We start from the raw sequence: 20,131 nt of genomic DNA, 5'->3' as shown, positions 1-20,131 counted from the left end.
CGATCGTTCGACCGCTATGGTCGCGGCCATCACCACCCCGCGGGAGCATCAACCGTTGACCTATCGTGCGTTCCTGGCCACCGGCGCCGCGCTGGCGGTCCTTTCCGCGTCCGCTCATGCCCAGGCGCCCGCGCACTCGACCGCGCCGCTTCCCGCCGCCGCGCCGGTGTCCGAGCTGGTGAAGGCGATCGACATTCCCTACCAGCAGTTCACGCTCAAGAACGGCCTCCGCGTGATCGTGCACACCGATCGGAAGGCGCCGATCGTCGCGGTCAGCGTGTGGTATGATGTCGGCTCGAAGCACGAGCCGCAGGGCAAGACCGGCTTCGCGCATCTGTTCGAGCATCTGATGTTCAACGGCAGCGAGAACGCGCCCGGCGACTTCTTCGAGCCGCTCCAGCAGGTCGGCGCCACCGACTTCAACGGCACGACCTATTTCGATCGCACCAATTACTTCGAGACGGTGCCGACCGCCGCGCTCGACCGCGCCTTGTTCCTCGAGTCGGATCGGATGGGCTATCTCACCGGCGCGATCACGCAGAGCGTGCTCGACGAACAGCGCGGCGTCGTCCAGAACGAGAAGCGCCAGGGCGACAACCAGCCCTATGGCCTGCTGCGCTACAAGGCGACCGAGGGGCTGTTCCCCGCGAGCCACCCGTACGGCCACACGACGATCGGCTCGATGGCCGACCTCGACGCCGCCAGCCTCGCCGACGTCAAGGAGTGGTTCCGCAGCCATTACGGCCCCAACAACGCCGTCCTGGTGCTCGCCGGCGACGTCGACCTCGCCACCGCGCGCGCCAAGGTGGAGAAATATTTCGGCGCGATTGCCGCCGGCCCGAAGAGCGTCGCGCTGCCCGCGCCGGTGCCCTCGTCGCTGCCAGGCAAGGCCAGCGAGATCATGAAGGACCGCGTCGCCGCGACGCTGGTGATGAAGGAATGGGCGGTCCCCGGCCTCAACGACCGCGACGCCCCCGCGCTGGAGGTCGCCGCCGGCGTGCTCGGCGGGCTCGCCAGCTCGCGGTTCGACAATGTGCTGGTCAAGGGCGAGAAGCTCGCGGTGCAGGCGTCGGCGGAATATGAGAGCTTCGCGCAGGTCGGGACCTTCCAGCTGATCGCCATGGTCAGGCCGGGCGTCGACGCGGCGCAGGTGCAGGCGCGGATGGACCAGCTCGTCGCCGATTTCGTGAAGAAGGGCCCCAGTGCGGACGAGGTCGCGCGCTACGTCACCAGCACGGTGTCATCGCGGATCGGCGGGCTCGAGGCGATCGGCGGGTTCGGCGGCAAGGCGGTGGCGCTCGCCGAGGGCGCGCTCTACTCGGACGATCCCGGCTTCTACAAGAAGCAGCTCGCCGCGCTCGCCGCGCAGACCCCGGCGAGCGTCCGCGCGGCCGCGGCCAAGTGGCTCACGCGCCCGGCCTATTCGCTCCAGATCGTCAACGGCCAGCGCGACGCTTATGCCGAGAGCAAGGTGCCGCCGCCCGCGCCGGTGAAGGAGGCGCCCGAGCAGCCGCCCAAGGGCACGCGCGGGCCGCTCCCCGACGTCGGCCCGATCGGCGCGCTCAGCTTCCCCAAGGTGGAGCGCGCGCGACTGTCGAACGGGATCGAGCTGGTCTACGCGCAGCGCACCGCGGTGCCGGTCACCCAGGCGGTGCTCAGCTTCGACGCGGGCGTCGCCGCCGACGTCGCCGAAAAGCTCGGCACGCAGCAACTGACGCTGGCGATGATGGACGAGGGCACGCGCGAACTGAACTCGATCCAGATCGCGGAGGCGCGCGAGCGGCTCGGCGCGTCGATCTCGAGCGGCAGCAGCGCCGACCGCACCTCGCTGGGGCTACGCGTGCCGAGTGCCAACCTCGACGCGGGTGCCGCGCTATGGGCGAGCATCGCGCGCGAGCCCTCCTTCGCCGAGGCCGAGCTGGGTCGCGTCAAGACGCAGCAACTCACCGCGATCGCGCAGGAGCTGACCAGCCCCAACGGGCTGGCGCGGCGCGTGTTGCCCAAGCTCGTGTCGCCGGGCTCGCCCTATGCCAAGGCGCAGGGCTCGGGCGATCCCGCGGCGGTCGCGTCGCTCACTCGCGCGGACCTGCTCGCCTTTCGCCAGGCGTGGCTGCGACCCGACAAGGCGAAGATCTTCGTCGTGTCCGATCGCCCGCTCGCCGAGGTGCAGCGCGTGATGGAGGCGCGCTTCGGCGACTGGCGCGCCGACGGTGCCGCTGGCACCAAGAGCTTCCCGGCGCGCGTCACCTCGGTCAGCCCGCGCATCGTCGTGATCGATCGCCCCGACAGCCCGCAGTCGCTGATCGCGGGCGGCGTGCAGACCGGGCTCAAGGGCACCGACGATCTGCTGCCGGTCGAGGTCGGCAACGACGCGCTCGGCGGCAGCTTCCTCGGCCGGCTCAACATGGACCTGCGCGAGAGCAAGCATTGGTCCTACGGCGTCGGCGGCAATTTCAGCCGCAACGCCTTCGCGGCGCCCTATGTGGTCTCCGCGCCGGTACAGGCCGACCAGACCGGTCCGGCGCTCGCGGCGCTGCGCGGCGACATGGCGCACTATCTCACGTCGCAGCCGATGACCCAGGCCGAGTTCGAGCGCGCGGTCAACGGCGGCACGCGCTCGCTCTCGGGCGAGTTCGAGACGTCGGACAACGTGCTCGACGCGATGCAGTCGAACGACCTGTATCGCCGCCCCGACGATTATTACGCGACGCTCCCGCAGAAGTACCGCGCGCTGACGCTGCCGCAGGTGACCGCGGCGACCAAAGCCGCGATCGATCCGGCGCGGTTCGTCTGGGTGGTCGTGGGAGAGGCCGCCAAGGTGAAGCCGCAGCTTGACTCCTTGGGGTTGCCGGTGGAGGTCATGGCGGCATCCGCGGTCGCGGGCGCGCCGCCCGCGGCGACGCCTGCCGCCGCTACGAAGTGAGGAGAGCGTGATGGCCGGAGTCGACGGGACCTACGATTGCACCGTGAAGTCGCCGCTGGGCGATCAGAAGCTCACGCTGACGGTAACGTCGCAGGGCGACAGCTTCACCGGCCAGGCCTCGGGCGCGATGGGCGCCTCGGACGTGCAGGGTTCGGTGAACGGCGACACGCTGGCGTGGAAGCAGCAGATGACCTCGCCGATGCCGATGACGCTCGACATCTCCGCGACGGTCGACGGCGATGCGATCACCGGCAGCGTCGGCGCGGGCGCGTTCGGCAGCTTCCCGCTGTCGGGCACGCGTACGGCGTGAGGTGACGCTTCAGACCCTCTCCCTTCAGGGGCGGGGTTGGGGTGGGGCGGTTTCTCGAACGCGCCGATCTCGGTGAGACGGCGACGTCCCACCCCGACCCTCCCCTGAAGGGGAGGGAGAGTTACGTATCGTTCTCGACCCGCTGCGCTGCCCGCTGCTCGGTCAGCACCTGCCAACCGGTGATGAACAAAGCGCCGACCAGCGGCCCGACCACGATCCCGCTCAGCCCCACCAGGTCGATCCCGCCTAGCGTGGTCACCAGCACCAGCCAGTCGGGGATGCCGGTGTCGCGGCCTACCAGGATCGGGCGCAGGATATTGTCGGCGAGACCGATCACCAGCACGCCCGAGAGGATCACCACCACCGCCTGCCAGATCGCGCCGGTGGCGAAGAGGTAGAGCGCGACCGGCGCCCAGATGATCGCCGGCCCGACCGCGGGGAGCAGCGCCGCGATCGCCATCAGGATGCCCCACAGCAGCGCCGCGGGCAGCCCGACGATCCAGAAGGTCACCGCGCCGAGCGCACCCTGCACGATCGCGACCACGCCCGATCCCTTGATCGTCGCGCGCACCACGGCGACGAACTTGTCCGCCAGCTTGGCCGCCACCGCGGGCTCGAGCGGCAGCGAGCGCACGACCGCCGAACCGATGCGGTCACCGTCGCGCAGCAGGAAGAAGGTGACGTAGAGCCCGACGCCGAACGCCAGCAGGAAGGCGGCCGCGTTGGCGCCGATCGACAGCGCGCGCCGAGTCAGCGTGCTCGCGCTATTGCTCACCGCGGAGCTCAGCTGTGCCTGCGCGCGCTCGAAGCTGTTGAAGCCGAGATTGTCGAGCAGTCCCTGGAGCCGCTGCGGCAGCGCGTCATGGACCTGCTGGAAATAGGTCGCGAAGTTGATCTGTCCGCCGCGGATCTGGGTGTAGACGCCCGCCGCCTGGTCGACCACCAGGCTGCCGACGATCAGCGCCGGGATCACCACCGCGACGGTGATGATCAGCAGCGTCACCGCGGCGGCCATGTTGCGCCGCTCCGGCCAGCGCTCGAGCAGCCGCTGGTAGAGCGGCTGGAACAGCAGCGCCGCCAGCGCGGCCCAGAGAAGCGCGCCGAGGAAGCTCGACACCACCGCGACCAAGGCGACGCTAATGAGCAGCAGGAACAGGAGCAAGCCGCCGTTCTCGACACGGCGCCGCGGGATCGTCATTCGGTGAACCTCGGGGATCGTTACGCCACTGCAACCCCCCGGGGGCGGCTTTGCTCCGCTTATCGTCAGCGCGTCACGCGCGTGACATGCCCCATCTTGCGCCCGGCGCGGCTCTCGCGCTTGCCGTAGAGATGAAGGTAGGCATCCGGCTCGGCGACGAGTTCGGGCCAGCGCTCCCACTCGTCGCCGATCAGATTTTCCATCGCCACCCGCGCCGCGGTCAGCCCGGTATCGCCCAGCGGCAGGCCGCAGATCGCGCGGACGTGGTTGGCGAACTGCGAGGTCACCGCGCCCTCGATCGTCCAATGGCCGCTGTTATGGACGCGCGGCGCCATCTCGTTGAAGACGGGGCCGTCGGCGCTCGCGAAATACTCGCAGGTGAGCACGCCGACATGGCCGAGCGCGTCGGCGATGCGCCCGGTGAGCGCGGCCGCCTCGGTCCACTGGCGTGCGATCTCGGGCGGGGCGGGGAGAGTGGAGCGGTGCAGGATTCCGTCGCGATGCTCGTTCCACGGCGGCGGGTAGCTCGTCATCGCGCCGTCGCGGCCGCGCACCAGCACGATCGAGAACTCATGGCTGAACGCGACGAACGCCTCGAGCACCGCCGGGCCGCCGATCGCCTCCCAGGCCGCGTCGGCGTCGGCGGGCGAGGCGAGCCGCGCCTGACCCTTGCCGTCATAGCCGAAGCGAGTCGTCTTGAGCACGGCGGGGCAGCCGATCGCGGCGATCGCGGCGTCGAGCTCCTCGCGCGAGGTCACCGCCTGCCAGCGCGCCGGGCGGCCGCCGACCTGCTCGACGAAGCTCTTCTCCTTCACCCGGTCCTGCGCCACCGCGAGGCTCTTCGGCGCGGGATAGACGGGCACGCGCTCGGCCAGCCACTCGACCGGGCCGGCGGCGACATTCTCGAACTCATAGGTGACGACGTCGACCTGCGCGGCGAAGTCGGCGAGCACCACCTTGTTGTGATAGTCCGCGCGAGTCAGCGAGGAGGCGGTCTGCGCCGCGACGCTCTCGCGATCAGGCGCGAGCACGTGCGTGCGATAGCCGAGATCCGCCGCGGCGCTGGCGATCATGCGCCCGAGCTGGCCGCCGCCGAGGATGCCGATCGTGCTGCCGGGCGGGATCGGCCAGACGCTCATGCCGGGTCGACCGCTACGCCATCGGTCTGCTTGGCACGCCACGCTTGAAGCCGCGCGGACAGCTCTTCATCGCCCAGTGCCAGGATCGAGGCGGCGAGCAGGCCGGCGTTGATCGCGCCCGCCTTGCCGATCGCGAGCGTGCCGACCGGTACGCCGCCCGGCATCTGCACGATCGAGAGCAGGCTATCCATGCCCTTGAGCGCCTTGGACTCGACCGGCACGCCGAGTACCGGCAGATGTGTCATCGACGCCGCCATGCCGGGGAGATGCGCCGCGCCGCCCGCACCCGCGACGATCACCTGGAGGCCGCGACCGGCGGCGCTGCTGGCATAGTCGTAGAGCCGCTGCGGGGTGCGATGCGCCGAGACGACCTTGGCCTCGTGCGCGATGCCGAGCGCGTCGAGCGTCTCGCTCGCGTACCGCATCGTCTCCCAGTCGGAGGTGGATCCCATGATAATGCCGACGCGCGCCATCGCGTGCGGTTAGCGGCGCGATGGCGGCGCGGCAAGGGCACGCGTGGGCGGCAAACCGCGGATTTATGCCGCGAGCTTGAGCTCCTGCATCGCGTCCGCCGCCAGCGCGATCGACCGTCGGCGCGCCTGGTGATCGTACACCGCGCTGGTGATCATCAGCTCGTCCACCCCGGTGCGCGCGATGAAGGCGGCGATGCCGCGTGCGACCTCGTCACGCGTGCCGATCGCGCTCGCTGATAGCGCCTGGTCGAGGATCGCGGCATGCTGCGGCGGCAGCGAGGCGCGATAGCCCGGCACCGGCGGCTTCATTCGGCCGGGATTGCCGGTGCGCAGCGCGACGAACTGCTGCTGCTGCGAGCTGGCGATCAGCTCCGCTTCTTCATGCGTGTCCGCGGCGAAAACGTTGAAGCCCGCCATGGCATAGGGCCGCTCCAGCGTCGCGGACGGGCGGAAATCGCGGCGGTAGATGGCCAGCGCCTGGTCGAGCGCGTCGGGCGCGAAATGCGAGGCGAAGGCATAGGGCAGGCCCAGCATCGCGGCGAGCTGCGCGCCGAACAGGCTGGATCCCAGGATCCACATCTGCGGCTTGGCGCCTGCGCCGGGCGTGGCGGTGATGCCGGTGCGGCCGTCGTCGGCGAAATAGCTCTGCAGCTCGACCACGTCGCGCGGAAACTCGTTCGCGTCGCTGCTGAGGTTGCGGCGCAGCGCGTGCGCGACCCGCTGGTCGGAGCCGGGCGCGCGACCGAGCCCCAGATCGATGCGACCGGGAAAGAGCGCGTCGAGCGTGCCGAACTGCTCGGCGATCTGGAGCGGCGCCGAGTTCGGCAGCATGATTCCCCCCGAGCCGACGCGGATCGTGCTGGTCGCCTGGCCGACGTGCGCGATCACCACCGCGGTCGCGGCCGAGGCGATGCCGGTCATGCCGTGGTGCTCGGCGACCCAGTAACGGTTGTAGCCGAGCGCCTCGGCGTGCCGCGCGAGATCGGCCGCGTTGCGGAGCGACTCCGCGACCGAGCCGGACTCGGTGACGGGGACGAGATCGAGGAGCGAGTAGAGCGTCATGTGTGAGAGGTGGGGAGGCGGGGGGCGCTTCGCCACCCGAGTGTGGCTTGGTGTGGGCGAAGCGTGGCTTGGGGCGGGTTCAGCGCGCGCGGTTCCGATCGACTTTCGCGCGCGACATGTTCGTGGATCACGGACTCGTCACTCGTTCGTCGCTAGCCGCTTCCTCTCGCTTCCGTCATCCCGGCGAAGGCCGGGATCCACCGTGCCGCAACCTCAAGTCGCGTTGCTCTCACGGACGGGCGGATCCCGGAACAAGTCCGGGATGACGAAGCGGATAAAAGGGTGGGCTCGGATGATCGGAGCGAAGATCCCCTCGCCTTAAACAGCCGAAGGGATGACGCGCCGCGGTAAAGCCACTACAGCCCAGCGCCATGCTGCCAGCGCTCGCGCACATCGACACCTGGATCTTCGATCTCGACAACACGCTCTATCCGGCCAGCGCCGACCTGTTCGCGCTGATCGACCGGCGCATGACCGCCTTCGTCGGCGACCTGCTAGGGCTCGATCCGGTCGAGGCGCGGCGCGTACAGAAGGACTATTTCCTCGGCCACGGCACCACGCTGGCCGGGCTGATGGCCAATCACGAGATCGATCCCGCCGCCTTCCTCGCTTATGTCCACGACATCGAGATGGACGCGCTGGAGGAGAACGCTCCGCTCGCCGCCGCGCTGGCGCGTCTGCCCGGGCGCAAATTGGTGTTCACCAACGGCGACAAGCCCTATGCGCTCAAGGTGCTCGATCGGCTCGGGCTCGGCGCCAGCTTCGAGGCGGTGCACGATATCACCGCGATGAACCTCGTGCCCAAGCCCGCGCCCGCCGCCTATCAGGGGCTGTGCGACGCCTTCGGCATCGATCCTGCGCGCGGCCTGTTCGTCGAGGACATGGCGCGCAACCTAAGACCCGCCAAGGCGATCGGCATGGCGACGGTGTGGGTCGACAACGGGTCCGAGCAGGACCACGATGACGACCGCTCCTACGTCGACTATCGCGTGACCGATCTCACCGCCTGGCTCGAGACCCTGTTGGAGACCCCATGACGACCGACCTCGCCGCCACCATCGACGCCGCCTGGGAGCAGCGCGCCGAGCTCGGCCTCACCACCGCGGGCGAGATCCGTGTCGCGGTCGATCGCGCGCTCGCGCTGCTCGACGCGGGCGAGGCGCGCGTCGCCGAGCCCGATGGGGCGGGCGGTTGGCGCGTCAATCAGTGGCTCAAGAAGGCGGTGTTGCTGAGCTTCCGCCTCAACGACAATGCGTTGATCGACAACGGCCCCGGTGCTGGCCACTGGTACGATAAAGTGCCGAGCAAATTCTCGGGCTGGAGCGAGGCCGAGTTCCGCTCCGCGGGCTTCCGCGCGGTGCCGGGCAGCGTGGTGCGGCGCGGCGCCTTCGTCGGCAAGGGCGCGATCCTCATGCCCAGCTTCGTCAACATCGGCGCCTATGTCGGCGAGGGCACGATGGTCGACACCTGGGCGACGGTCGGCAGCTGCGCCCAGATCGGACGCAACGTCCACCTCTCGGGTGGGGCGGGGATCGGCGGCGTGCTCGAGCCGCTCCAGGCCGACCCCGTCATCATCGGCGACGGCGCCTTCATCGGCGCGCGCGCCGAGGTGGCGGAGGGCGTGCGCGTCGGCGAGGGTGCGGTGCTGTCGATGGGCGTGTACCTCGGCGCCTCGACCAAGATCATCGATCGCGTGACCGGCGAGACCTTCCGCGGCGAAGTCCCGCCCTATGCGGTGGTGGTGCCGGGCTCGATCGGCGGCGGGGAAGGCAAGCCGGCGCTCTACTGCGCGGTGATCGTCAAGCGCGTCGACGCGCAGACCCGCAGCAAGACCAGCATCAACGAACTGCTGCGCGACTGAGACGCGCGTGGGCGTAAGCTCAGCGCACCGATCCAGACGTGAGAAGGGCTGCGACCTCGCCGGTCGCAGCCCCGTTGTCCTCATCGATCGAGGGGTCAGGACGCCTTGGGCAGCCTGATCGACGGCCCGATCGTCTCTACCACCTGCCGCGCGTTGAAGGCACGGACGTTGCCAGGCTCGGGCGAGCCCTTGAACATCACGATCTCGGCGGAGGCCTCGTAGCGGTCGACGGTGCGGATGTCGGCACCGCCACCGAAGCCGCCCCACGGGCCACCCCAGAACGGATCCCAGGCGCGATAGCCGAAACCGCGGCCGTAGAAGCCCCAGCGCGGCCCCCACAGCCCACCGCCGAATGCGCCGAAGCCGGGACCGAAGCCGCCGTAGCCCGGCGTCGAATAGGTGCGCGCCTGGCGATCGGTGTCGCGGTCCGCCATCACGAAATAGTCGAAGCCGTTCTGCAGCGTCAGCTCGGCCGAGCGGAACAGCAGGTAGCGCTCCACCACGTCGCGGTCGGTGACGGTGTTGCCCGCGAAGGTGACGCGGAACCGATTCGGCTCGATGCGAGTGTCGCTGTAGCCGGTGCGATAGAAGCCCGATCCGGTCGCCGGGCGATAAGCAGTCTCGGTCGCGCACGCCGCGACCAACGTGGTGCTGGCCGCCAGCGCCACGACAGCGGCGGTGCGGCCCCATTTCTTCAACATGGCGAGTCACTCCAATCGCACCAGGGCGGCACGACTGGCGTCGTGTAGCCGAGGCGAGTGGAACGTGCGATGAACGGAAACGCTCCGTGCGCCAAGGGGGCGGCGAGGCGTGCCGAGTGTGTGTGGCGGAGGCGCCTCGTATCCGCGCACGAGACGCTTCGGACGCTGCGGCCGAGCGATGTGAGCGGCGATGTCGAGTAGACGCGCCGCTCTGCTGACAAGGACTCGCTGCGATATCGCTCAACGTTCGTGTTGCAGACCCGTGTTCCGGCGAAAGCCGGAACCCAGAGCCGAGCAAGACAACACGTCGCGCCAGCGTGGCCCTGGGCTCCTGCCTGCGCAGGAGCACGGTAAGGCGTATCGTCATCTGCCCGAGAGGGCCCACGTGAGGGAGCAGCCGATGGACGACACCGACGACTTTACCGCCGAGGACGTGCTGATCGTGGTCGATCCGCAGCTCGACTTCTGCCCCGGCGGTCGGCTCGCGGTGGCGGACGGCGATGCGGTCATGGCGCCGATCGCGGCGCTGGCCGAGCGCTTCCGCCACGTCGTGGTCACGCAGGACTGGCACCCCGCGGGCCACTCGTCCTTCGCGAGCAGCCATCCCGGCCGGCGCGCCTTCGACGTGATCCGCCTGCCCTACGGCGAGCAGGTGCTGTGGCCCGACCATTGCGTTCAGGGTTGCGCGGGCGCCGACTTTCACCCCGACGTCGCCGGCGCGGTCGCGCGCGCCGGGCTGATCCTGCGCAAGGGCGCCGACCCGGCGGTCGATTCCTACTCGGCCTTCTACGAGAACGACAGGGCCACGCCCACCGGCCTCGCCGGTTATCTCCGCGACAAGGGCGTGCGGCGCTGCGTCCTGGTCGGCCTCGCCTATGATTTCTGCGTCAGCTGGTCCGCGCTCGACGCGCGGCGCGAGGGCTTCGCGGCGCTCGTGCTGACCGGCTACACGCGCGCGATCGCGATACCGGCGGGGGAGGGCAGCAGCGTCGATGCCGCGGAGGCGGCGATGCGCACCGCGGGCGTCAGCTTCTAGCGCGGGCTCAGGCGGCGGCGCCGCCGAAGCCGCGCCGCTGCGCCGCCTCGACCAGGGCGCGGTGCGACGGCAGGTTGGCGAGCGCGACCCCGACCTGCCGGCGGACCTCGCCGAACGCGCGGCGCGCGTCGTCGCGGTAGCGCAGCGCACCGGCGCGCGCGCTCAGGTCGGTGCGCCAGCCCATGCCGTAGAGGACGTACTGCCAGCTCGCCTCGGTGAAGATGTCGACCTGCGGGTCGATGTCGAGCTCGTTGGGCCAGCGATGGCGCCAGCGGTCGAGCAGCTCGAGCAGGCTGGCGGTGTTCGACGAGTCGGCGACATTGTCGCGCCAGAAGTCGGTGTCGCGCCGCTCGGACAGGCAGTAATGCAGCTTGATGAAGTCGAGCGCGCGCTCGTAGCGGCGCAGCAGGTTCGCGTTGAACTGCCGCGCTGAGGTCTCGTAGTCGCCGCTCCACGGGAAGAGGTTGGCGATCATCGCGGCGGACACCTCGGCGAAGGCGATGCCGGTCGCCTCCAGCGGCTCGAAGAAGCCGCTCGACAGCCCCACCGCGACGCAGTTGCGGCGCCAGTTAACCTCGCGGAAACCCGCCTCGAAGCGGAAGCGGCGCACCTCCGCCTGCTCCCCGCGCGCGCCGAGATAGCGCCGCAGCGCGCGCTCGGCGGCCGCGTCGTCGCTGTGGTCGGACGAGTAGACGTGGCCGATGCCGCGGCGGTGGTCCAGCCCGATGTCCCAGATCCAGCCCGCCTCCTGCGCGGTGGATATGGTCTGCGACGCGATCGGCGCGTCCGGCGCGTCATAGGGCAGCTGCGCGGCGAGCGCCCGGTCGCAGAACAGCACGTCGCGGCACGAGCGGAACGGCACGCCCATCGCCTTGCCGATCAGCTCGGCGCGGAAGCCGGTGCAGTCGACGTAGAGGTCCGCGGTGAGCGTGCCGTGACGCTCGGTCTCCACCCGCTCGACCGCGCCGGCGTCGTCGAGCGCGACATGGGTGACGGTGTCGACCAGATGGGTCACGCCGTTCGCCACCGCGCGCTCGCGCAGCAGCCCCGCGAGCGCGACCGCGTCGAAGTGGAAGGCGTAGTTGAGCGGCCCGATATAATCGGGGTGGGTCGGCAGCTTGGGCGCGCGCGCCGAGTCGGCGGCGGCCTTCTGCGGGGTGGAAACTTCGTCCCACTCGGCGTCGCCCGCGGCGCCGCTGAGCCAATAGGGCAGTAGCTCGAGCCCGCCCGGCGCCTCGGCGACCTGGAACGGGTGCATGTAATGGTCGCGCCCGGACGTCCCCGGCGCGCGCTGCCAATGGACGAAGCGCGCGCCCTGTTTGAATGTGGCGCCGCAGCGGCGCACCAGATCGGCCTCGTCGACGCCGATCGTGGCGAGCGTGCGGCGGATCGTGGGGAAGGTGCCTTCGCCGACACCGAGCACGCCGATGTCCTTCGACTCGACCAGTGTGATCGCGACGCCCTCGGCCAGGTCGGCGCCCAGCCGCTTCGCGAGATAGCCGGCGGTGAGCCACCCCGCGGTGCCTCCGCCGACGATCAGCACGCGCTTCCTCATGGCCGTCCCCCCGCTGCCCCGCCGCGGACCGGCGGGGCAGCGCATCCTATCAGAACGACAGGTTGATACCCGTGCTGATGCGACGGTCCGACTGGAACCAGCTGCGCCCGACCAGCCGGTCATTGGGATAGCCGCCCATCAGCGTCCGCTGGGTCGACGCGGTGAGGTTGGTGCCCTGCACGCCGAACGAAAAATTGTCCGTCACCTTGAAGCGGATGCCGGCGTCGAGCGAGCCGTAGTTGCCGCCGTAGATCGGCAGCGCGATCTGCGTGCTGGTGTTGGCACCGCCGTCCAGGTCGGTCAGCACGCCGGGCGCGCTATAGTAATTGTACGTGCCGTTGGTGCCGTTGCTGTTGGTCGACAGCAGGTACTTGGAGCGCCACGAGTAAGCGACGCGCAGCGAGAAGGGATTGCGCTCATAGAGCAGAGTCGCGTTGGCGTTGTGCTTCGACAGGCCGACCAGCGGCGCGTCGTTGCGCAGCTGGCCGCGAATGTCGCGGTACAGGTCACCCGGGTTGCTGCTCTCGATGAAGGTGTAATTGCCCTCGAAGCCGAACCCGCTGAGGAAGCCCGGCAGCATGTCGAGGAAGAAGCGGCCGCCGACCTCGACGCCCTTCACCGTCGCGGCCTTGGTCGAGTTGATATAATCCGACGCGGTCGCGGTGACGGTCTCGTTGGTACCGTCGGTGAAGATCACGTTTACCTGCCGCTCCGTGATCGAGAAGATCGGCAGGTTGGTCAGGCGCTTGTAGAAGGGCGCGACGTGGAAGGACGTGCCGGCGCGCGCGTAATATTCCATCGAGATGTCGAAGTTGTTCGACAGCGTCGGCTTCAGCAGCGGATTGCCCGTGTCCGCGGTGAAGTTGGCGAAGAGCGGGGTCAGCGCCGTCCCGCCCGGGTTGGTGATCGTGGCGACGCCGACCGACCCTGAGGAGCGCAGCGCGGTGAAGCTCGGCAGGTCGAGCGTCACGTTGTAGCTGCCGCGCAGCTTCACCTTGGCGCTGGGCGAGAACTCGAGGTTGATCGAGGGCAGGAAGCGCGTGAACTCGGCCTCCCCGCCGCGCGGCACGAAGGTGTTCGCCAAGGTTTGCGGCACGCCGTTGCGGAGATAGACGGTCCCACCGTTCTGCTGGACGTAGCCGCTGCCCCGGTTGCGGATGTTGACGACGCGCAGGCCGATGTTGCCCGCGATGCCCGGCATGTTGTCCTGCGGCCCGAAGCGGAGCAGCGCGTAGCCGGCGATGTTGCGGGTGCGGTTATCGACCTGGTCGCCCGGCAGGACGAAGCCGACCGGGCGGATACCCGCGGCGCCGCCGTAGCCGCTGCCCGCCGGGAGCGGGCCGGATGCGGAGCAGTTGAACTCGGTTCCCGCGGGGCAGAAGCCGGCCGGCGGCGACTGGACCAGCCCGGTGCGGTCGCGATTGTAGCGCGACGCCAGCGCCTGGGTCGCGAACATCAGGTTGCCCGGCAGCGCGGTGTTGCCGCGAAAGAAGTCGTCGAACGTGTGGACCGCGACGTCGCCCGGCACCGCGTTGGCGTAGGTGAGCTGCGGGTCGCCGTTCCAGCCGCGCCCCAGCGCGGTCCAGTTGTAGCCGTTGGCGAAGTCGCGCTCTTTGCGCTCGGCGGCGCGGGCGCCCAGCTTTACCGAGCGGAAGAAGCCGTCGTCGAACGTGTACTCGGCGTCGACCTGGGCGCTGTCGAGCCGGCCCTTGTTGTTCTCATTGTGCGGCATCGACGCCGACCAGAAATAGGTCGACGGGTCGGCGAAGGCGGCGCGCGTGTCGGCGCCGACGCTGATCAGCGGCAGGTCGCCGGTGAGGTCGATCCCGTAGCTGTTGCCGAAACCGGTGTCGCGGAAGATGTCGATGCGGTCATAGATCTGGTGCGAGTCGACCCGCTGGATCGCGCCCTTGATCGAGAGCGGACCGCCGTCCGGCGCCCAGGCGAACGACAGCGAATAGTCGCGCGTCACCGTGTTGCTCTGGACGAAGCCCTTGTTGCCGCTGCTGGTGATCGCCGCGTTGGTGGGCGCGAAAGTGTCTGTGTTGCGGTTGTACAGCGCGTCGCTCGACAGCAGCAGGCCATCGCTGTCGAAGGTGCTGGTGGCGGGATTGACCGTCAGCGTCTGTGAGTCGAGCTGGGTGCCATAGTCGCTCGACTGGCTCTTGTAGCGCGACTGGAAGAAGGTGCCGGTGAAGGTCAGCGAGTCGCTCGGCGCCCATTGCACCGCGCCGTAGATGCCGTAGCGGCGATACTGGAACGCCTCGTCACCGTAGGCGAAGCCGCTCGGCACGTACTTCTCGGTGCCGTCGCTCAGCTTGGTCAGGAAATAGGGGCTGGTGCGCAGGAACTGCGACAGTGAGCTGAACTGGCTGAAGGCGAGGTCGGCGAGCACGCCGATGCGGCCGATGCCGGTGTCGAAGCTCTTGGTGACGAGGAACGAGCCGGTCGGATCGGCCTTGTTTGCCATGTCGCCCAGTGCCAGCTCGCCGGTGCCGGCGACGTGGAAGCCGCCGTCGAAGTCGAACGGCAGCTTGGTGCGCAGGTCGATCTGGCCGCCGGTGCCGCCCTCGATCAGGTCGGCGGTAGAGGCCTTGTAGACGTCGACCGCGGCCATCAGCTCGGGGGTGACGTCGCTCCACAGGATGGCGCGGCCGTTGTTGGCACTGAAGATCTCGCGGCCGTTAAGGCGCGAGGCGACGCCGGTCAGGCCGCGCACCTGAACGCCCGAGCCCTGCACGGAATAATGGTCCGGATCGCCGAGCGCGGCGAAGCGGACGATCGAGACGCCCGAGACGCGCTGGAGCACCTCGGTGATCGAGTTGTCGGGCAGCTTGCCGGCGTCGTCGGCGACGACCGAGTCGATGATGGTCTCGCTGCGGCGCTTTCGATCGTCGGCGGCCTGGAGTGCGGCGCGGCGGCCGGTCACGACCACGTCGCCCGCGTCGCTTGCACCGGGCTCGCCCTGGTCCTGGCCGGGAGCGGCCGCCTGGCTGGCGTCGGGGGCGATCGGCTGGACCTCGGCCTGTGCCCAGGCGGAGCCGCTCAGCCCGAGTCCGAGCAGCGCCGCGAGCGAAGCGCCCGCCCGCAACGAGCGCCGGTGAACGTTAACAAAGCGCGAGAGTCGAACGCCGTCTTCCATCATCCCCCCTAATGCCGCCGCTGACCGGCGAGCCTTCGTGGTGCGCCTTGATGAGCGCTACCATGCGGTATTTAGCTCGTCCGGTTTGTCCGATCAATGTGAAACTTCCGGCGCTTGGAACAGCAAAGCGATGTAACCGCTTTCCCCTTTCGTATCGGCAAAGTTTTAGCCGCGCGTTGTGACGCACTCAGGCCCGCGGCCGCTAATGAAGGGCATGACAAAGGCTGCCAATTTATGGTGCACGACTCTTCGGGTGTTCCGCCTCTCAGGAAGTTACTGGTGCGGCGACATCGTGCTTCCAGCATGCGCCCGCACAAGGTGGTAGCGTTACCGTATATATCCCAAAGGGCGGATCAGGCGCCATGCGCGCGGCAACGCGTGCCTCGCAGCGCATCCGGCGCATCGGCCTTGGTTCAGCGATATAAGAGAGTGGCTCCCCGAGTTGGATTCGAACCAACGGCCGCTCGATTAACAGTCGAGAGCTCTACCGCTGAGCTATCGGGGAACGCTGTGGAGGGCGTCTATAGCCGCGGAATCGCGCGGCGCAATCCCCTTTGTGCCGCATCGGCGATCAGGCGACGAACTGCTCCATCGCGATCCGATCGTCGAGCGCGTGTTCGGGATCGAACAACAGCGTCAGCTCGCGCGCGCGGTCCATCGCGATGTCGACCTGCGCCACGTCGCGCACCTCGCGCTGGTCCGCCACCGCTGACACGGGGCGCTTGCTCGAATCGAGTACGCGGAGCGACACGCGCGTTCGGTCGGGCAGGATCGCGCCGCGCCAGCGGCGCGGGCGGAAGGCGCTGATCGGCGTCAGCGCTAGCATCTGCGAACCGAGCGGCAGGATCGGCCCGTGCGCGGAGAGATTGTACGCGGTCGAGCCAGCCGGCGTGGCGACCAGCACGCCGTCGCACGACAGCTCGTCCATGACGATGCGGTCGTTGATCTTCACCTCGATCTTGGCGGTCTGGCGGGTCTCGCGCAGCAGCGACACCTCGTTGATCGCGGGCAGCGTGCGGACGCGCCCGTCCACGCCCGTCGCCGTGGCGGTCAGGGGCGTGACCTGGAAGGCGCGCGCGCGTTCGATCCGTCCGTCGAGGTCGTGGCGACGCCACTCGTTCATCAGAAAGCCGACCGTGCCCAGATTCATCCCGAACACCGGCACGATCGCGCGCCGGCGCTCGAGCAGGTTGTGGAGCGTCTGCAGCATGAAGCCGTCGCCGCCGAGCGCGACCACCATGTCGGCCTCGTCTAGCGCGCACCAGTCCCAGGTATCGGCCAGCTCGGCACGTGCCGCCTGCGCCGGGGCGGTAGGCGAGGCGACCAGCGCCCGCCGCGGATAGCGGCTCATCCGCCGGTGACGCTCATGTGCCGCGCCACCGCGGGCGCCGCGTCGCGCGCGATGCGGAAATCGTGGCGACGCGGCTTGGTGAGCAGCGCGTCCTCGATCGCGGCATCCAGCGCGCCCACGCCGCCAGCGCGCAGCGCCGCGCGCAGATCGCGCTGGTCGTCGTGGCCGAGGCAGGTATAGAGCCGACCCTCGGTAGTCAGCCGCACGCGGTTGCAGCCGTCGCAGAAATTGGCGGTGAGCGGCGAGATCAGCCCCAGCCGCGTGCGTCCGCCGTCGACCTGCCAGTAGCGCGCCGGGCCGCCGGTGCCCTCGACATCCCGGGTCAGCGCGAACACGCCATCGAGCCGCTCCTTCACCGCGGTGAGCGGGAGGAAGCGGTCGGCACGGTCCTCGTCGATCGCGCCGAGCGGCATCGTCTCGATCAGCGTGAGGTCGTGACCCTCGGCGGCGCACCACCGCAGCATCGGCGCGATATCGTCCTCGTTGAGCCCCTTGAGCGCGACCATGTTGATCTTGACGGCGAGCCCAGCGTCGCGCGCGGCGGTGATGCCGTCGATCACCTCGGCGACGTCGCCGTGGCGGGTAATGTAGCGGAAGCGCTCCGGGTCGAGCGTGTCGAGGCTGACATTGACGCGGCGCACCCCGGCGTCGACCAGGTCGGCGGCATAGCGGCGCAGCCGCGTGCCGTTGGTCGTCATCGTCAGTTCGTCGAGTGCGCCGCCGACATGGCGGCCGAGCCGCTCCACCAGCATCATCACGTCGCGCCGCACCAGCGGCTCACCGCCGGACAGCCGGATCTTGCGCACCCCGCGCGCGACGAAGCGCTCGGCGATGATGGCCAGCTCCTCGAGCGAGGCGATCTGCTCGCGCGGCAGGAAGGTCATGTGCTCCGCCATGCAATAGCGGCAGCGCAGATCGCAGCGATCGGTCACCGAGACGCGGAGATAGCGGATGGCACGGCCGAACGAGTCGACGAGGGGCGCAGGCGCGCGTTCTAGATCCATGACTGGCACAACGCAGAGAGCTAGGGAGTCGTTCACGGCAGAGCAAGATGATTGCCGCGCGCCGTGACCGCGCCTACCAAGCGCGGGATGGAGCGGCGGTCACGGGCGATGCAGCGGGGCGGGCGACGCCCGGGAGAGAGCGCGGCCAGCGCCGAGCAGCTGCGCCTGGTCGAGGCTCATGCGGTCGGCGGCATCACCGCGATCGTCGCGGCGCCGACCAGCTTCGAGATCGTCAATACTGCCTACGGCCGCGCCGCGGGCGACCATTTGGTCGAGGCGATGGCGGAGCGGCTCGCCCAGGAGCTTGCCGGCCATGTGATGGCGGCGGCGCGCGGCGGCGCCACCTTCACGATCGTGGTCGCGGGCGACGCCGCGACCGGCGACGCCGCGGTGAGTCGGATCGAGCGCGCGCTGGAGCGACCCTTCACGATCGACGGCGAGACGATCCACGTCGGCGCGCGCATCGGTGTCGCGCGGATGACCGAGGACGAGCCCGCCGAGCACCTGCTGCGCCGCGCCGCCGAGGCGCTGGCGCGCGCCCGCGCGAGCGACGGCGCGACGACGCGGGTCGCGGCCGAGCATGAGGGCGTGCCGCTCGCCGCGCTCGCCGCCGACCTGCACCGCGCGATCGAGCGCGGCGAGATCGACGTGCGCTTCCAGCCGCAGGTGCGGCTCGTCGACGGCGCGGTCACCGGGGTGGAGGCGCTGGCGCGCTGGCAGCACCCGCGGCTGGGCGTGCTCGGCGCCGAGACCCTGCTCGCGGCGGCGCACCGCGCCGACCTGGGCGTGGCGCTGTCGGATCAGGTGCAGGCGCTGGCGCTCGAGCGCGCCGCGCGCTGGCCGGCGCGAATGGGTGAGCTGCGCATCGCGGTCAATGTCACCGCCGCCGACATGGCGCGCGCGCCCTTCGTCGAGCGTTTCCTCGCGCGGGTGCGCGCCTCGGGCATCGCCTTCGAGCGGGTCACCGCCGAGGTCACCGAGACCGGGCTGATCGACGACCTCGACGGCGCCGCGACCTCGCTCACCGCGCTGCGCGCCGCGGGCTGCCGCGTCGCGCTCGACGATTTCGGAACGGGCTATTCCAGCCTGTCCTATCTCACCCGTCTGCCGCTCGACTATCTCAAGATCGACCGCAGCCTGGTGCAGACCGTCACCGGCGACGCGCGTGACCGCGTCGTCGTCGAGGGCGTGATCGCGATCGCCGCAGGGCTGGGGCTGGAGACGGTGGCCGAGGGCGTGGAGAGCGAGCGCGAGCGCGTGCTGCTGGCGCAGCGCGGTTGCACCTTCTACCAGGGGTTCCTCTGGGCGGGGCCGCTCGAGGACGGCGCGTTGCAGGCGCGGCTGGCGTGAGCGACCCGCGCGACCTCGGCGGCACCTGGTACGGGCGCTACGAGGGCGGGGGCAGCCAACCGAACAGCTTCATCGCGCGCCTGACCGAGCGCGGCGGCCAGCTCGGCGGGACGATCAGCGAGCCCGACGATCTGGGGCTGGAGCCGGTGCGGCGCGCGCTGGTGAGCGGCCGGCGCGACGGCGCGGCGGTGACGTTCGTCAAGCAATATGACGGCGAGGTCCTGGTGCACGCGGTCGACTATCGCGGCACCGTGGACGCGCGCGGCACCGAGGTGCGCGGCGATTGGTCCTTCGCGACCTATGTCGGCACCTTCGCGATGACGCGCGAGCAGTTCGACGCGGACGAACTCGCCGAGGCGGTCGGCGACGGGGCGGAGGTGGCACGATGAGCGCGGCGATGTTGATCTGGGCCGCGGCGGTCGCGGCGGCGACGCCGCAGGCGCAGGTCGAGGCGGTGATGGCGGACAGCGCGGCCGGCTGGAACGCGGGCGACCTCGCGCGCTTCACCGCGATCTACGCGCCCGACGCGGTCTATGTCGCCGGCGGCGAGGTGGCGCGCGGCCGGGAGGCGATCGCGGCGCGCTACGCCAAGAGCTTCGTCGGGGGCGGCAATGTGCGGGGGCGGCTGAGCTTCACGCCCGTTATGTGGCGGCCGCTGAGCGCGGTCCACCTGCTCCATGTCGCGCGCTGGACGCTGACGCCGCCGGACGGCGCCGCGCCGCAGACCGGGCTGACGACCTTGCTGTTCGAGCGGCGCAGGGAGGGGTGGCGGATCATCTCGGATCACAGCAGCTGAGAAGGGGGCTGTTTCCGTCGCTCACCCTCTCTGTTCCCCGGCGTAGGCCGGGGTCCAATTGGGTGACGGCAGCCGGTCTCACCAGGACCTTCCCAACTGTTCCCCGGCCTACGCCGGGGAACGAAGGAAGTTAGGGGCGCGCAGTTCATCGATCGTCAGTCGGACGCCTTCACCTAAAGCTTACCAGTCCGACGAACGCCCGCGGTCCAGTTGGAAGACCGTCGAGGAAC

17 protein-coding genes and 1 tRNA gene are annotated in these 20,131 nt (G+C 69.9%); 8 read left to right on the top strand and 10 right to left on the bottom strand.

From position 1 onward, the window contains the following. Positions 1–55 precede the first annotated feature (55 nt). Positions 56–2,923, top strand: coding sequence for a M16 family metallopeptidase (locus tag K7957_RS16995; protein WP_246617208.1), 2,868 nt, complete (start codon positions 56–58; stop codon positions 2,921–2,923). Positions 2,924–2,933: 10 nt separating this feature from the next. Continuing rightward, the gene (locus K7957_RS16990) at positions 2,934–3,233 is read left to right on the top strand and encodes a hypothetical protein (RefSeq protein WP_223013521.1); all 300 of its coding nucleotides are present in this window, start codon (positions 2,934–2,936) and stop codon (positions 3,231–3,233) included. Between the two features lie 121 nt (positions 3,234–3,354). Here the strand turns inward: K7957_RS16990 and K7957_RS16985 are convergent, their stop codons facing one another. The 4 genes from K7957_RS16985 to K7957_RS16970 form a co-directional block, all read right to left on the bottom strand. Next, positions 3,355–4,431, bottom strand: a complete 1,077-nt coding sequence (locus K7957_RS16985; RefSeq protein ID WP_223013519.1) for an AI-2E family transporter — start codon at positions 4,429–4,431, stop codon at positions 3,355–3,357. Positions 4,432–4,496: 65 nt separating this feature from the next. Then, on the bottom strand, positions 4,497–5,570 hold the full coding sequence (locus K7957_RS16980) for a 5-(carboxyamino)imidazole ribonucleotide synthase (RefSeq protein WP_223013517.1): 1,074 nt from the start codon (positions 5,568–5,570) through the stop codon (positions 4,497–4,499). Next, positions 5,567–6,043 carry a 5-(carboxyamino)imidazole ribonucleotide mutase gene (gene purE / locus K7957_RS16975; RefSeq protein ID WP_281422887.1) on the bottom strand — a complete coding sequence of 159 codons (477 nt, stop codon included), beginning with the start codon at positions 6,041–6,043 and terminating at the stop codon, positions 5,567–5,569. Before purE ends, K7957_RS16980 begins: the two co-directional genes overlap by 4 nt. A gap of 63 nt (positions 6,044–6,106) precedes the next feature. Further along, entirely contained in the window at positions 6,107–7,105 is a 999-nt protein-coding gene (locus K7957_RS16970) for an LLM class flavin-dependent oxidoreductase (RefSeq protein WP_223013513.1), read from the bottom strand. 371 nt (positions 7,106–7,476) lie between these two features. Between K7957_RS16970 and K7957_RS16965 the strand changes: the two genes are divergently transcribed. Together K7957_RS16965 and dapD are read left to right on the top strand one after the other, a co-directional pair. Further along, a complete protein-coding gene (locus K7957_RS16965; RefSeq protein ID WP_223013511.1) occupies positions 7,477–8,142 on the top strand; it encodes a pyrimidine 5'-nucleotidase in 666 nt (221 codons plus the stop codon). Beyond that, positions 8,139–8,966, top strand: coding sequence for a 2,3,4,5-tetrahydropyridine-2,6-dicarboxylate N-succinyltransferase (gene dapD, locus K7957_RS16960; RefSeq protein WP_223013509.1), 828 nt, complete (start codon positions 8,139–8,141; stop codon positions 8,964–8,966). Before K7957_RS16965 ends, dapD begins: the two co-directional genes overlap by 4 nt. A 95-nt stretch (positions 8,967–9,061) precedes the next feature. Here dapD and K7957_RS16955 read toward each other — a convergent pair whose 3' ends face one another. Then, positions 9,062–9,667: a CC0125/CC1285 family lipoprotein gene (locus K7957_RS16955; RefSeq protein WP_183925124.1), complete on the bottom strand. Its 606-nt coding sequence runs from the start codon at positions 9,665–9,667 to the stop codon at positions 9,062–9,064. A gap of 400 nt (positions 9,668–10,067) precedes the next feature. Here K7957_RS16955 and K7957_RS16950 point away from each other — a divergent pair, with 400 nt between their 5' ends. After that, entirely contained in the window at positions 10,068–10,703 is a 636-nt protein-coding gene (locus K7957_RS16950) for a nicotinamidase (protein WP_223013507.1), read from the top strand. Between the two features lie 7 nt (positions 10,704–10,710). On the opposite strand, the gene K7957_RS16945 is transcribed toward K7957_RS16950, so the two are convergent. The 5 genes from K7957_RS16945 to moaA all read right to left on the bottom strand — a co-directional run bounded on the left by K7957_RS16945 (position 10,711) and on the right by moaA (position 17,755). Beyond that, on the bottom strand, positions 10,711–12,258 hold the full coding sequence (locus K7957_RS16945; RefSeq protein ID WP_223013504.1) for a tryptophan halogenase family protein: 1,548 nt from the start codon (positions 12,256–12,258) through the stop codon (positions 10,711–10,713). Between the two features lie 49 nt (positions 12,259–12,307). Then, complete coding sequence (locus K7957_RS16940) at positions 12,308–15,349, bottom strand: TonB-dependent receptor (RefSeq protein WP_223013502.1); 3,042 nt, start codon at positions 15,347–15,349, stop codon at positions 12,308–12,310. A gap of 481 nt (positions 15,350–15,830) precedes the next feature. Continuing rightward, a tRNA-Asn gene (locus K7957_RS16935) sits at positions 15,831–15,905 on the bottom strand. Positions 15,906–15,971: 66 nt separating this feature from the next. After that, entirely contained in the window at positions 15,972–16,751 is a 780-nt protein-coding gene (locus K7957_RS16930) for an NAD kinase (RefSeq protein WP_183944276.1), read from the bottom strand. After that, positions 16,748–17,755: a GTP 3',8-cyclase MoaA gene (moaA, locus tag K7957_RS16925; RefSeq protein WP_223013500.1), complete on the bottom strand. Its 1,008-nt coding sequence runs from the start codon at positions 17,753–17,755 to the stop codon at positions 16,748–16,750. Before moaA ends, K7957_RS16930 begins: the two co-directional genes overlap by 4 nt. Positions 17,756–17,818: 63 nt before the next feature. Here moaA and K7957_RS16920 point away from each other — a divergent pair, with 63 nt between their 5' ends. Genes K7957_RS16920 through K7957_RS16910 form a run of 3 tightly spaced genes read left to right on the top strand, consistent with a single transcriptional unit; the run spans position 17,819 to position 19,901 of the window. After that, positions 17,819–19,105, top strand: coding sequence for an EAL domain-containing protein (locus tag K7957_RS16920; protein ID WP_223013498.1), 1,287 nt, complete (start codon positions 17,819–17,821; stop codon positions 19,103–19,105). Beyond that, a complete protein-coding gene (locus K7957_RS16915; RefSeq protein WP_223013496.1) occupies positions 19,102–19,494 on the top strand; it encodes a hypothetical protein in 393 nt (130 codons plus the stop codon). Before K7957_RS16920 ends, K7957_RS16915 begins: the two co-directional genes overlap by 4 nt. 8 nt (positions 19,495–19,502) lie before the next feature. Beyond that, positions 19,503–19,901 (top strand): YybH family protein, encoded by a 399-nt coding sequence (locus K7957_RS16910; protein ID WP_223013494.1) that lies wholly within the window; start codon positions 19,503–19,505, stop codon positions 19,899–19,901. Positions 19,902–20,131: the final 230 nt, after the last annotated feature.

This window comes from Sphingomonas yunnanensis (assembly GCF_019898765.1).
In the GTDB taxonomy this organism is placed as follows: Bacteria; Pseudomonadota; Alphaproteobacteria; order Sphingomonadales; family Sphingomonadaceae; genus Sphingomonas; species Sphingomonas yunnanensis.
This window is presented reverse-complemented; position numbering and strand designations above follow the sequence as displayed.